Origin of the sequence: Paenibacillus sp. WLX2291, from assembly GCF_046603665.1 — a bacterium.
In the GTDB taxonomy this organism is placed as follows: Bacteria; Bacillota; Bacilli; order Paenibacillales; family Paenibacillaceae; genus Saccharibacillus.
In genome coordinates this window covers 2,235,455-2,250,464 of record NZ_CP176755.1, presented here as the reverse complement: position 1 = coordinate 2,250,464, position 15,010 = coordinate 2,235,455, and the positions used below count along the sequence as shown (strand labels likewise).

Sequence of the window (15,010 nt, the reverse complement as noted above, 5' to 3'; positions counted from 1 at the left end):
GGTTGTTTAGTTTCATTGTTTTGTTGTTTTATTTCGTTCCGATGTTTCGTTCTGCTTTGTGTTAAGGCTATCTAGCAATGTTGAGAATAGTTAGAGTTATTAAGCACAGCTGGCGTGGTTGATACTAATTAAGATTGTCGATCCTAGCTAGCATGTAGATCGTACTACCCCATCCATATTTACAAGATTCCTGTATTCTCCGCCATACGTGCATACGCACTTAATCGGAAAAACACTGCAACCACGGGCTGCTGGTCACCAGCATGCAGCAGATAATTGCGCAGTTGTTGTTGCTGCTGTTGAAGCAGTTGAGCCAGTGTATCCATACGTAGGGAGGAAGCGATCTGCTCCATCGATTCCAATTGGGATAGTTCGTCCACCGACAGCTGGGCAATACCTCGAATCAATACGCCCTGTAGCCAATGATTCAGATCATACAGCAATCGCTCCGCTATATTCAATTCAGCTCACACCCCTTCCCCACCTTCAGAAATTCGCTTGCTACGTAGAGATTTCCATTTTAATGCATTCTATATTTTTTGATGATTTTTCTATTAATATGCTCCGTCTAGCTTCAAGTTCATAAGACGATCCTTCTGCAAAAAACTAATCGGATACAGCTGCACTCCATCACTATGCACTAGCGCATACATATCAGTCAGCTTATGAAAAGCAGTGCTACGCTCTAGTTGTTGTACCATTTTGCGCCATTCGGGATGATCCTGAATAATCAGACGGACGAGTTCTTCAGCAGACGTCTGTGCTGTAATGATCGTAGTCTGAGTCAGATGATCAAATTGCACCGATTGGATGGATGACAGATGTAGCATGTACAACGACATTTGTTTCTCACCAAATAAGGATGGCTGTAGATCATCCTTCAACTGCTGCAATGACGACAGCGTGTAAGCTCCAAAATCCACATCTTCGACGGCAGATCGCGTCTGTTGCTCCATGTGACCAATCTCGCCCGCAGACAGACGATAATCCCGATTCGTCTTCACACCACGCAATTGCCACTGCTCTCGACCAAACTGCCGCAATGGCAGATGTTCCCGCCACGGACAGGATTGATTGTACTGGATACTGTATGGAAAGGCATTGGCTTCATAGTAGACCGGACGCGTATCGCTATACGTATACATTTGCCGATCACGGAGACTGTATAAATAATAGGTGATGCCTTTGTACCCGGAAGTAGTCTCCCAAGGCTCTGCGCCAACGCCATACAGCTCCAATATCGGTACACGATAATATTTGCTGCGAAAGCTACCTGCCAACTCAGCACGCCGTGCCGGAGATTGCTGTTGCTCCCACGCATCCAGCGTCAAATAAGCCGATGTCAGACGATTCAGCAAAACATCCATACGAAACCGCACATGCCGAGCGAAAAACAAGTCCAGCTCACCTTGAATCCCGCGCAGCATAGTTTCCAAATTGGGCAATGCTTCACTGTGAGCGGCAACTGCCAATGTTTCCAGCCGGGCTGTCATCGTTTGTGGTAATCGTGCCAAACCCGTTTGCAGCAATTCACCAAACAACTCACGGCATTCCTTCATGACCTGCGGATGTTGCTCAAAATTATACATGTACTGCTCCAGCATATGTTCATCCTGTAAGCCTTGATACTGCCGATAACGCAGCAATGCTTCCAGTTTGTATAATTGAGCATCTTTGCCTTTTACTGTGCATAACGCAGTAGCAGGATCGGAATTGACATCATGGCTAAAAGATACCTCTACTCCGTAATCATTCAGCCGCACAGTCAGCAAAGTATCATACAATAGTTCAATAGACTGCGGACGAGCAAGTCTGAATTCTGCCTCTTCCAGCTGAGCGGTTGGGAATGACCGCAGCAATTGGGAAAGTGGCGTATCTAGTAGCCAGCGGAATCGATCAGCAGCAGACGATTGTTCTGAGATTGCATTAGCTTTATCGGTTTCATGATGTTGTTCGGATAAAGGTTCCGACGCAGGCGATTTGTCGCCATAGGTACGTTTGTCCTCGTCACCAGAACCAGAACCAGAACCAGAACCAGAACCAGAACCAGAACCAGAACCAGAACCAGAACCAGAACCAGAACCAGAACCAGAACCAGTTAGATGGTGACGCTGATTATACAGGATTGCAATCAAAATATGCTTACATATCGTTTCAGCTGGACAGCTGCATTCACATTGTTCCATCTGATACGACAACTGTACAACAATACCGTCACTTAACGTGCATCGTACCTTCTCGTTATCATTCCATTGATAGTCTACGGTGATGCCTTTATCCATGTCCTTTTGCGCACGGTTATATAATCCCTTATTGGCATAACGAATCAAATAATCTTCGGTACAGCCGGCAATAAACTGCCGGAATCGGTGTTCAAATGGTTCCATACGTTTATTTACCTCCGCCGAGATCAGTCGATCTCGCCTGCTGCACGCAGAATATCGTACACCGTTTCGCTAAATACACGATCCGGCACATCTACTAGCAGCGACGATTTGTCTGGAGAATAGTAACGATGACGTTGATCTTGCTGATCATTTTTGTAAAAGCGCAGTTCTTCCAGCGAAATATCCTCCATACCTTCATAATACGAAATACTTGTGCCGCTGAATCGCAGTTCTGCGATGAGATGGTCATACTGCTTGTACAGCTCATAATAGAAGCCTGCATCCTGCGCTTCGCCTTTGAACCAGCCGTAGCGTTCCATCGCTTTTGGGAAACCGGTTGGCGAATATTCACCGCTCGGTACAGCTGTCCATTCACGGCGCTGCAATTCCTCTTCTTCCAGCGAATAGATACGGCGATCTAGCTGGGTAAATGGCTGTACGACTTCATAATCTTCCAGCTGCGTCTTCCAATCTGCCAGTAGTTGTGGCTCCAATTCCAGCGGATGTACAAGACCGATCTGTGCATCCTGTTCCAGCTCATATTCGTCCTCATCTACTGTATTGAATGTCCCATCCTCCATATAGCGGAACGTTGCAGTCAACTCACCATTTGTATAGACGCCCCAGATCAGACTGACAGCAAACTGGCGCATAATGATGTTATGAACAAACAAATCGTTCCATTCGTCTGTCGTCCATAGACGACGTTTGGATAAGGATTCTTCCAAGCGCTGCGTTTGCAACGTCACCATCGTTTTGAGGTCTTTTTTCAACTGGGTAAACATCGACTTGGACTGTTTCACCAGAGCTTCATCATCCTTTTGAGACGCGGCAGGTAAACTTTTGACGATTTTGCCATTTTCCTGATTGATCACGCTCAATTGCAGATCGCTATTAACCTTTACGGTAAATGCGCGTTCACCATAGCTCAATTCCAATTCGCCTTTGCTGTCTAATCCCAGTGTAGTAACGAGACGGTCTGCGAGTTGTTCTGGCGTCAGGTTCATATTCTCGGCTGCCAGATGCAGGGACTCGGCGGCAGCGGCTTTGACCTGACGATTTTTGATGGTACGGGATAATTGTTCAATCAGCATCAATGCGGCGGTATCGTTCAAATAAGCCAGCACACGTACAGCTTCTGCGGCGATCGCCCCCCGACTATTTTCCGTCCAATCCTTGATCTGACCGCCCAGCATATTGATGAGGCGACGATCACCAAACATCGCTGCCAGATACAATATCCATTTCTCCTTCGCAGGTGCGCCCTGCTGCATCCACAACTGTACTAGCTCAAAAGCAAAGTCAGCCAATGATTGCGGAGAAGCGTACTGCTTCACTTCATGCAGACGCTCGTTCGGCGACGCTGTAAAATCAAGCGATTGCAGTAGCAAATAACGTTTGATATTGTCATCGAGCGGCGAACCGTCTGTTGTTTGCAGCTGAGGCAACAAATCTACGGGCAACCACTGAATACGGCTCAACTTTTTGGCATCCGTCTTGGAAGCGATGGCGGCATGTGCCACTTGTGGCGGCTGATCCGCTGTATTCATCAGCACCTCGATCAAGTCGCGGAAGCTCTGCGACTTTTCCTTTTTCAACAGATTCGCATAGATCGCGCCAGCGTCATTAAGGCTACGGAGCGAATCCAGAATCCATTCTTTGACCGCCGCCTTTTTCTCCTGACTGTAGACAGTAGTGTACAATTCGCTATCGACATGACGGGCAAACTCGGCTCGCGCTCTTGCATTGATCTTTTTGGAGGAATCACCAAGACCGATACGCAGTGCTTCTGCTCGTTGCTTCATATCCAGCTGTTCATACGCATCATAGATCGTTTCCAGCACGAGTGTACGTCCATCCAGCGGCAGTTTACTGTACTGCTGCATACTTTGTAACATGTGCGCTCGCACGATAGCGGAATATTCCGATGTTGGTATCGATATATAGTAATATTCTGGACGTCCTTGCAATTGCAACATACTTGCCAGCAATTCATCTGTATCAATCTCTGCATCGTCACTGTATACATTCAGCACTTCAGAACCTTTGAAAAAAGGCGATTTGTACAGGATCGACAATACATTCAATAGTGGAATATCTGGTTGAGTGATGGCAATCAGGAAACGACGGAATAGCTCCGAGCGTACTGGCAAATAGGAAATTGCCAACAGAATCTGACTTGCTCTTGAATTGCGCTGATCCTTGTTCCATAGCGCACGTACATGATCATTCGTATGCACAGCGGCTATGTCCAAATCTCCTTTTACATAGCTTGCAAGTGTATGCCCTGCCTTGTTGCTATCCAGTCGGTCTTCCAGCGTTTGTAGTACAAGCTGTTCCAGCTGTGCTGATCCATTGGGTGACTGCACATGACCGGCATCCAGCAACACTTTGAAGATAAGCGCGCGTGTCGCTGCATTACGTGAAATCGCCATTGCATGCTCACTCACCTGAGGATTGGCAGCAATCGTATTGCGTAGTGTATTCCATGATGTGGAGTAATTGTTCAGCTCGTTGCGGATCATTTCAATCAAGCCGTACGGTTTATCGAGCGATACAATGCCATCTACCAGTGTCGATGTATCTACATTGCGATTGGAGAGTTGGGTCAAATATTGTCTCGTTTCGATTGGTAACACTTCATGCAATCCACGAATCGCATCTAGTAGCTGCTCTGCAATGTCATCAGGGTGCTCCAATAGATTTTTTTTGCCGCCATGCAGTGTCAACGTGTAAAAGAATGCTGTATGCACATACACCAGTTCACGATAGATCTGATCACTTTTGATCATTTGCTTGGATGGCTGAGAGGATGGAAAACGACGTGTCCATTCTTCTTCACGCTGGCTTTGCAGAAAATCTGCATCCAGATCCAGATCGGAAGTCATATTGGAATTGCTTAACCGTACAGGCAATATACTCTGTAACGTTTGCTGCAATTCACGATTCAGCTTTTTACTATCATGCGCTACTGCGTATTCCAATAATGGCGGTAACTGCTTACTGATCTTCTGAACGTGCTTCTCGTCCAGTTCCCGATACAGATGCAGCAGTAGTAACAATTGCACGGCATAATCGATACGAGCGACTTGATTGCCTTTTTGCTTAAATACCGATGAAGATGGACGATTCAGATCGCTATTGGATAACAAAAACGCAATTGCTTTTTCAATGATTTCATGCCCTGCATATCGGGCGATCCCTTGCAATGCAGAACGACCTTCACGCTCTACCTGTTCCCAAGATTGTGTGCGGCTTGCAAGTGTAAGCAGAGTGATGCTGCTGCGCATGCACAATTCGAATATGTACCAGTTATTGTAATAGTAACCATCCCAATTGCTCGATGTATGCAGCACAAGGGCAACGGCACGATAGAAGGCATCATTATGTTCTTTTTTGGACAATTTATTTAGCGACTCAAACGTCTTATAAGCATATTGATTGGAATTTTTCATCATATCAGGCTTGGTATCGGTTGCTCCGGTGATATAGTCCAGAATCTCTTGCTTGCGGTCGGTTAATTTGGAATATTCCTCCGAGCAATGACGGGCAAAGTTCTCCAACAACGGATCAATGGAAGTCTGATTTAACATCATAGATTCCCCTTTCTCATTTTGAAATGTCCTACGGACGAGCTAGCGAATAATCTGACCAATCCACTCCGCCAACCGATTCGGCGTTACAGCGGCAACATGTGCACCCATATCGGTCAAACGGCGCGCGGCATGACGGTTATACACCGCCGTTCCTTCAAAATTCAATGCCGGCAAAACAATCAATTGACTGCCAGCTTCCATAATATCGTGACAGGCAGCATACATATGCTGAATCGGATAGCCTTCCTCCAGATCACTCACTAGAATGAAGATCGTACGCGCCGGGTCCTGGATCAGCGTCTCGCCGTAGCGAAGGGCTTTGGCAATATGGGTTCCACCGCCTAGCTGTACACTCATTAGCAGATCAACTGGATCTTCCAATTGACTACTCAGATCGACCACCTGCGTATCGAAGATGACCAGATTCGTTCGCAGCGTATCCAATCGGTAAAAGATACTCGCCATAATCGCGCTATAAATGACCGAATCCAGCATACTACCGCTCTCATCAACCGCAATAACAATATTCCAGCGATTGTGCGGACGAATGTTACCGTCAAAATACAACCGATCCACTACAAAGCGCCTGTTGCGACGATCATAATTTTTCAGATTACGTTCAATCGTTTTCTTCATATTGAGATTGCGTAGCGAACGTACATTGCTGCTCTGATACCGACTACGTTTGCCAATGATACTGGTACGGATATCCTGCTCCAATTGCTTACGTAGCTGCTCCACCACATTGCGTACAATTTCTCTGGCACTATGCAGCACTTCGCCCTTCATCCGACCTTTGAATTGCATAATATTTTTGAGCAGGCTCATATTCGGTTCTAAGGATTCCAGTACTTTTTTGTCAAATAACAATTCACTTAATCCATATCGATCCAGCGCCTGCTTTTCCAGAATCTCAGCGGTATCTTTGGGAAATAGACGTCGTACATGATCCAGCCAGCCCGGTACGGTAAGCTGGGACGAACCGCGTCCACCTGTACGATCACGATAGCCTTGCTCCTCGCCGTATTCGCGATCATATAAATAACCGAGCACTTCATCCATCTCCCGATAGGCAAATTGCTGTGCATCATATTGTCCTGACTCAGCCAGCGACTCCTCCGCCGCTTCTCCTAATAGCAGACGCCAGCGATTCAACGTTTGACGCTGGTTTTCAGCATGCTGTGTATGGTCTGTATGATCGTTATTCATAATATCCACCGCTCCATTTCTTTCCGTATCGCCTGATCCAGTGCAGAAGTGTGCTGCAATAATGCTTCATCCAGCGCCGGTTGCTCTAGCTCTGCTGTAGATATGCTGTATAGACTCGCTACTTGACTGGCAATCATCTGCATTTCTGTAGGGGTGAAAAAGGTAAATGCCAGCCGTAGCTCTGGAATCATCTGCACAAAATCGTCATGGGACAATTGGGATAACAGCTGATTCAACGATGTGAGCAAAGCAGGCTCATACAGAAACGCATCCCGTGCAGCCGCGAATACACCTTGCAAATAAGCTGCTGTATGCTTCACCTGTTCCGGTGTGCCTTGCATATAAGCACGCGCTCGCTCTGTCATTTCATGCTCTGGCAAATATCCACTACGCGACAGAATCGCCACACTAACACCTTCCAGTGCCGGTGCCAATTTGAGCTGATCCAATAGCTCTGACAGACGATCATATAGCGGCTCAGGTGGAAAGGTGCCTGACTCCGCTTGCGACAGCATGTATAGCTGCTTAAGCGCCTGTACTATTTGGTTATGATCATCGGGATGTACTTGTTGCAGCGTATCGATTGCCGCTACCGCCTGATGATATGCTTCCTGCAATAATTCTGGCAGCGCATGATCATGTTCCCGTAGTCCCAGCAATCGACGATGTTCATGAATACGTTCCAGCATTGTTAACGCCCGGCATAAAGATAGAAAACTGCCATCATGCCGCAATGCCTGACGTGTCTGCTCCACCAGCTTGGTAGCGGTTTGCTCCAATTCCATTAGCAGTACACGCAGCAGCCATTCTGCCGTTGCACCACTGTTATGTTGGGATAGTGCAGCTACCTCCTGTTCCGCACGCCGAGTCGCTGCGATTGCCAGTGTTCCGCCATGAATCGAATGTTCAATCAATCGCGCTTCCGTATAAGAGGAATACGAATACATCCATGTTTCCCGCATCAGATTGATATTCGTGTACGATATCCAATCTGGTCCCGATTGACGTACTGCCAGACCTGTTCCGAGAAACTCCATCATGTGCAGCAAGCGACTAATTTGTCGATGTCGTGGACGAGTATACAGATCTAGCACCTTTTTGTGTTGCCCAGTCGTACCCAGCTGCAATTTGCAAGCTGCTGCCTGCCGTTTAAAATCCTCCACAATCGGTACTGTAAATGAATTCTTCGCTACTTCCCCAATACGATCACCAGTCAATAGAATGCGGAGCTGATCTAGCGGTCGGTCGGACACCAATGTGCGCTCACCTTTGATAAAACAAGACGTCACACTATCCAGTAGCTCATATACTCCGCCTTCCTGACGACCACGTAATATAGCCAGTCCTTGAAACAGGCTATATGCTTCAATCGCATCACTCGTCGATACCGCTTCTTGTTCACTGCGCAATTCCTTCGCTAAGCGGGACAGTGTGACGATAGCCGTCTGCGACGCAGGATGGTTGATACCATTCTGCATGTTTTGCCATAGCTGATCGTAATACGCTACATATGGCATACCGCTTGCATATCCATTGAGCCGATCCGCTTCCTGAAATGTATACACCATAGGATATATCTGCTCACGCAGCTCTGGGGTACGCTTTGTTTTGCTTCCATTTGCCGATGTTGTATCATCTACTGATGCAGATACATTAGCGTCATTGCTGCTCTTGTGTTGAATCAATCCATATGTATGAAATCCGCCAGTGAGCACTAGAACTTTGTTGTATTGCGCTTGCGCCGCCTGAATATGATGCAGCATATGACGTTCGCGCGATAGCGTTTCGTCCTGCTCCAATTGAGATGATGTATAGCATAGCCGCGATAAGGTGCAATACACGAATACATCCTGCATATATTGAAATGTATCTATATTCGCCGCTCCGCTCTCAAACCAGCGATCCCATAGCTCGTCAAAGCTGCGACAATTCAGCTTATGGCATAATGCTTGCATAAAGGATGATCCTGTCAGCAGATGCTCATCCTGATACGAGGTAGATGGTTCTGCTTCGGACTCGTCCTGTGCTACAGAACGACGACGATAATTAAGATCAATGAATTTCGCCGGGATGCCAAGTCGCGCTGCTTCGCCAATCGCTACATACTCCGGCGAATAATCCAATAACGGAAAATAAAAAGCAGCACGCTCCTCTCCTTGCTCATACGTATAATACAAGCTGACAGGCGTCACGGTATTGGGATTAGATAGTACTGGAATGAGCGCATCTCCAGCTTCCGGTCCTTCAATTAAAATGATCTCCGGCTCATAACGAGCGATCATTTGTAATAGGTGATGCGAGCAGCCAGGACTATGATGACGAATAGGCAAATATAACACGGGATTGTTCATATCAAAGACATGCTGCGCAAAGATAGATTCTAACTCAGCTCTGCTTATCGTATAAGAATAGAGTGTATCTGTATCCAAGTCGCTATCCGTATCACCGTTAAGCCGTTCTCTTTGTACATTTTCCATATCCAGACCTGTTGTGAGATCATCACAATCTGCAAACGTATTATATGTGCCTGTCACCATTGTATCGCCCATCTATGTTCACCTCTCCTTTCTTCCATGTCGCAGTGGAGATTCATACAACTGCGGTCACATACAGATTTATTTATAGACCAAGATACAGGTACAGAGAGCCTGATACAGGTACAGATCGTAACTTCAGAGACGATTAGCGAATCCATTTCTTCGCTTCATAATATGCTGACCACAACTCGCTATCTCGCGCCCGTTCCTTTACAACACGGGAGAAATAGGTTTTGAGCGCACCCAGATCTTTTTCATCTTCTTTGGCAGCAGTGCCGAGCATATTCTGCACGAGCCGATCCATGGAAACTGCACCATCCTCGTAATAATACGAAGTCATTGCACTCTGTACATACACCGATACCGCTTCTGCCGTACTCATGACTGACTGCGGAATATCAATCTTGTAGCCTTCGCTCGTCTTACCAGTACGCAGCTCCATAAAGGTCGTTGCCAGCAGCTCTACTACATCGCGCTCTACCGGAATCTCAATACCGCTATGCAGCAGCAGATTATGCGCTTGATTTTCAATAATCTGTGCTTCCATTTTCACATTTGAAATCGGGCGAATCGTTTCGAAGTTAAAGCGCCGTTTTAAGGCGCTACTCATCTCATTTACCCCTTTATCCCGAATATTGGCAGTACCAATCACGTTAAAGCCCGGTTTGGCGAATAGTACGCCACCGTCCAGCTCTGGAATATTCAACACCTTATCACTCAAAATACTAATCAAACTATCCTGTGCTTCAGACGGACAACGCGTAATTTCTTCAAAACGTGTTAACACACCATGCTTCATCCCATGATAAAGCGGCGATGGCACCAACGCCTGCTCCGACGGTCCTTGATCCAGCAGCATCGCGTAATTCCAAGAATATTTGATCATATCCTCGGTCGTACCGGCTGTACCCTGAATCGTATTCGTACTGCTACCGCAAATTGCCGCTGACAATAGCTCGCTTAGCATCGTCTTCGCTGTGCCCGGCTCGCCGACTAGCATGAGTCCACGGTTACCGGCAAGCGTCACAATTGCCCGTTCAATCAGAATGTCATTACCATAAAACTTGCGCGTAATCTCTACCGTCTCGCCATCCAGTTCTGCCGGACGCTGACGACCAATAATAAAATCTCGTATGTATGCCGGTGATAATAGCCAGTTGGGCGGACGCTTCCCTGTATCCTCCTGCTGCAATGCCTGCAATTCGCGGGCATATAACACCTCAGCGGGCGGTTTGATCATTTCCATTGCCATGTGAATCCCCCTCATTAAACAGGATCATATGTTCCCATAGTAACACACCCATTCTGCTTCTGTGTAGTCACAACAGCAAAATGGGAAGATCGTCCTTCTTTATTACCCTAAAGTAAGACTTTTGCTATGGTTTGGTTGTGCATTTTATTCCACCTGCATCTGTGCTCGTCTTGCCAGTCCCGGCACATACAGGAGCAGAAATAATGAACGCCCCAAGCCGAATACGATAAAGCAAATCCACAGCCCATGATTGCCATACAACGGAATCAGCACGAGGCAACTGACGATAAATAGTGCAATCGATAATAGCATCGAATTGCGAATCGGTGCCGTCAATGTCATCCCTGTAAACACACCGTAAAAGACAAGCCCGAACCCCGTACTTAGTGGAAACAGCAATAGCCAGCCCTGATAATGCATCGCTAATCCCGCTACTGCCTCATTATCCGTGAACAAGCCGATGAATGCTTCTCGCCCAAGCGCATAGATAAGCGTTAGCAATAATGCCACCACACTTGTCCATACCCATGATAAACGCAAACTCCGCTGCAACAATGGCAAACTCTGTGCACCCTTCGCACGTCCGGCATAGATCGAACTCGCATTGGCAAGTCCGTCGAAGAAATACGCCATCACATAATGAATTTGCAGCAATATCGAATTCGCTGCCAGCAGCTCCGGTCCGAATGACGTACTTTGCGCTGTGAATATATTGAACATCGTCAGCAAACAGATCGTTCGGACAAGCAGATCGCTGTTAGCGCGAAACATCGGACGCAGACTGTTCCAGCTAAACAATCCTTTCCAGCGCAGCCCAACCAGCTCCATATACGGCGAACGCCAGACAAACCATAATCCGATCAACAACGCCAGCGCTTCGGCGAATAACGTCGCTGCCGCCACACCCGCCACGCCCCAGTGCAATCCCTGGACAAACCAGATTGCCAAAATCATATTCACCACATTCATCGTAATCTGTGTAATGAGTGTTTGCCGGATATGCGCCATGCCCATTAACCAGCCGATCAATACATAATTAAGTAGCGTCAGCGGTGCACCCCAGATACGAATATGAAAATATACCGCCGCCCAGTGTGCCACCTCATCGGTCGGTCGCATCAACCATAACGATGTCTGTACAATCGGCACCTGCAAAGCAATGAATACCAGTCCGATCACCAGCGCAATCATCAGCGGACGAATCAAATCTGCCATGCCTTCCAGCATATCGTTCTTGCCGCGTGCCTGTGCCGCAAAGCCAGATGTACTTACGCGCAAAAAGCCAAACAACCAATACATCGTATTAAAAATAAGCGTTCCAATCGCTGTTCCACCCAAATAAGCCGGATCAAATAAATGCCCAACTACCGCCGTATCCACTAGCCCGAGTAGCGGAGTCGTAATCGTCGATACGATCAGCGGCAAACTAAGCAAAATATAATCGCGATGCGATGGAAGTGTAGTATGTATAGCAGAAGTATTCATATGCCGCTCCTTTGTCGTTTCTACAAACCTTATGCTGACGTGCCATCTACGATGATGACGATTGATACCATGATGACGTACAATGTAGCACCGTTTGAGTATACCGTATGCACAAGTATTCGCAAACCGCCTGCTCCAAGTTTGTTTACAAGAGAAGTGTCACGCAATATAGTTATATATTCTTTTACATATATCCTTTAGAAGGTTTATCATCCATCATTTAACTTTATATTCAATTTATTTCCTCTGAATATGAACAGAATCGTACTTTTTGCTATAATCGCTATATTTGCTCTAAACAATGTAAATCCCCTTTCCGACATATAAGCAAAGTATGGAATGACAGACGATATAGTTCCTTCAGTCTGAATCGCGAAAGGAGATGAACCACTCTACATCTTATACCGACATCTTATCAAGATTGTTGGATAATAGATGCTAAATACAGATCATTGAGTATACGCACATGCACATACTTTGATAAGGAACTACGATATATTACGTATAACAACCATTTTTTAACATTTATTATATACGTGTATTGTCAGTTTTACATAGGATACTGACTTATCTTTTCATGTCCGCTCATTCCATATACCATCGCATCCTAGGTCATCTACTGTACAAAATTAAAATCATGGAGTGATTAACGATGAAACATATGAAAGTACGTACCAAAATAATTCTGCTGATTGCCATAAATCTGTGTATTTTCTCTATTGTCGGGTACTATGGCATTAGCACATCACGCGATATGTCCAATACAGCATCTACTATGTACGATGACAATATCGTTCCTATTACGCTGATGGACGATATGATTATCAACTACAGTGCCAATGATACCCGGTTGCTGCAATTGATGAATGTTGAAGATCGTAGTCAGCGACAAACGCTAATAGACGAGATTCGTCAAGCAGCAACTGCTAATCGTACAATGACCGATCAACTGAATCAGTTTACGTTTGATGCTGATGACCAGCAGCAGTACGATCAGTTGCTGCCGTTAGCGGAGCAGTTTGCCAGTGCGCGTGAGCGTACAATTTCTGCTATAACGAGCAATGACCGGAATACTGCATTACAAGCCTATACCGATCTGCAAAATGCCAAAACGCAGCTGAATCAGTCATTAACGACTTTACGTACAAACCTGCTGGACGATGCCAGTGACAGTAACACAATGACTGATCACCAATTTGCCCGCAATTCAATCATTATTGCTGTTGTCCTATTTGCTGGATTACTGTTATCGCTTGGTATCGGCGTCTGGATCGTTCTGTTGATTGCCCGTCCTCTGCGCCGGATTCAGCTCCTGATGCAGCAAGCAGCTTCCGGCGATCTGACTGTGCAATCCGCCTATGTATCGCGCGATGAGATCGGTCAAGTATCGGTTGCCTTTAATACGCTTGCTGATCGTATGCGTATGATGATTCGCCAAGTTGACCAAAGCGCTGCTACATTGACAGCTTCTGCCGAGGAACTAACAGCTGGAGCAGAACAGACCGCTCGTGCCTCTTCTCATATCGCTTCATCTTCCGGTGAATTGTCCAACGGATTCATTACACAAGCCAATACAGTCATCGAAGTAACTGGTGCTGCCAGCGATATGTCTGAACAGATGCAGATTATCGCTGATAATAGCAATGAAGTGATTACACTGTCGCATCATATGGAAACTGCCGCCAGTGAAGGTCAGGATGAAGTCAACCATATCGCCTCTATTATTCGTAAAGTAGCTACCCATATCGAGGCAACGTTGCAAGTGTTGACCGGGTTGAATGAGAAATCTGAGCAGATCGGCTTCGCCTCTTCCACCATTCAACAAATTGCTCGTCAAACCAATCTGCTTGCTCTTAATGCTTCCATCGAAGCTGCACGCGCTGGCGATGCAGGTCGTGGCTTTGCCGTTGTTGCAGAAGAAATCCGGCAACTTGCCGAAAGCACCGCCGATTCATCTACACGGATTACTAGCCTTGTCTTGGATGTGCAACAAGAAAGTCAGGCTGCTGTGGAACAAGCACAGGACTCAGTGGATAGTGTAGAGATTGGAGTACAAGGTAGCGAACGGGTAAGCACAGCATTCGCAGCTATTCGTGAAGCGGTAGCCCGTACGTCAGAGCAAGTACAAACTTCCAGTGAGCTGATTGTACAAACGACCGGGCACTCCATCGGCATTGCTGAAGCGATGGAACATCTGAGTGCATTGTCACAGCAAGGATCCGCAGGTATTGAAGAGATGAACGCCGCAAGCGAACAGCAAATGTCCGCAATGGACGATGTTGCTGCTTCTGCTCGTCATCTATCTGAGCTAGCAGAACAATTACAACAAATCGTCGCTTCCTGCAAAGTATAATGTTGCAGTATAGTCTCTCGTTATGTTGGAGTATAACCTCTCGTTATTGAGCATAGCTTACGATCATTAACTCCGCATGGATTACTAACTTTGTGTGGATCACTACTATGTATGGATCACTACATGTATGATTAACTAAATATGTATTGGCTCTTCATCCCCTACATGTTTGCGATAGTTTTAGATCACTA

At 46.4% G+C, this 15,010-nt stretch carries 8 protein-coding genes; 1 reads left to right on the top strand and 7 read right to left on the bottom strand.

Going from position 1 to position 15,010, the window contains the following annotated elements; translation table 11 throughout:
- Nucleotides 1-179: 179 nt before the first annotated feature.
- From ACDE64_RS09740 to ACDE64_RS09710, 7 genes are all read right to left on the bottom strand, one after another.
- On the bottom strand, nucleotides 180-461 hold the full coding sequence (locus ACDE64_RS09740) for a hypothetical protein (RefSeq protein WP_411349842.1): 282 nt from the start codon (nucleotides 459-461) through the stop codon (nucleotides 180-182).
- Between the two features lie 93 nt (nucleotides 462-554).
- Nucleotides 555-2,387 carry an SWIM zinc finger family protein gene (locus ACDE64_RS09735; protein WP_411349841.1) on the bottom strand — a complete coding sequence of 611 codons (1,833 nt, stop codon included), beginning with the start codon at nucleotides 2,385-2,387 and terminating at the stop codon, nucleotides 555-557.
- Between the two features lie 23 nt (nucleotides 2,388-2,410).
- Nucleotides 2,411-5,983 carry a DUF4132 domain-containing protein gene (locus ACDE64_RS09730; protein ID WP_411349840.1) on the bottom strand — a complete coding sequence of 1,191 codons (3,573 nt, stop codon included), beginning with the start codon at nucleotides 5,981-5,983 and terminating at the stop codon, nucleotides 2,411-2,413.
- Nucleotides 5,984-6,022: 39 nt separating this feature from the next.
- Nucleotides 6,023-7,192 carry a VWA domain-containing protein gene (locus tag ACDE64_RS09725; protein WP_411349839.1) on the bottom strand — a complete coding sequence of 390 codons (1,170 nt, stop codon included), beginning with the start codon at nucleotides 7,190-7,192 and terminating at the stop codon, nucleotides 6,023-6,025.
- Nucleotides 7,189-9,741, bottom strand: a complete 2,553-nt coding sequence (locus tag ACDE64_RS09720; RefSeq protein ID WP_411349838.1) for a DUF5682 family protein — start codon at nucleotides 9,739-9,741, stop codon at nucleotides 7,189-7,191. Before ACDE64_RS09720 ends, ACDE64_RS09725 begins: the two co-directional genes overlap by 4 nt.
- Before the next feature lie 133 nt (nucleotides 9,742-9,874).
- Entirely contained in the window at nucleotides 9,875-10,975 is a 1,101-nt protein-coding gene (locus tag ACDE64_RS09715; protein WP_411350260.1) for an ATP-binding protein, read from the bottom strand.
- A gap of 150 nt (nucleotides 10,976-11,125) precedes the next feature.
- Nucleotides 11,126-12,466 carry an MATE family efflux transporter gene (locus tag ACDE64_RS09710; RefSeq protein ID WP_411349837.1) on the bottom strand — a complete coding sequence of 447 codons (1,341 nt, stop codon included), beginning with the start codon at nucleotides 12,464-12,466 and terminating at the stop codon, nucleotides 11,126-11,128.
- A gap of 652 nt (nucleotides 12,467-13,118) precedes the next feature.
- On the opposite strand from ACDE64_RS09710, the gene ACDE64_RS09705 reads away from it, so the two are divergent.
- Complete coding sequence (locus tag ACDE64_RS09705; protein WP_411349836.1) at nucleotides 13,119-14,819, top strand: methyl-accepting chemotaxis protein; 1,701 nt, start codon at nucleotides 13,119-13,121, stop codon at nucleotides 14,817-14,819.
- Nucleotides 14,820-15,010: the final 191 nt, after the last annotated feature.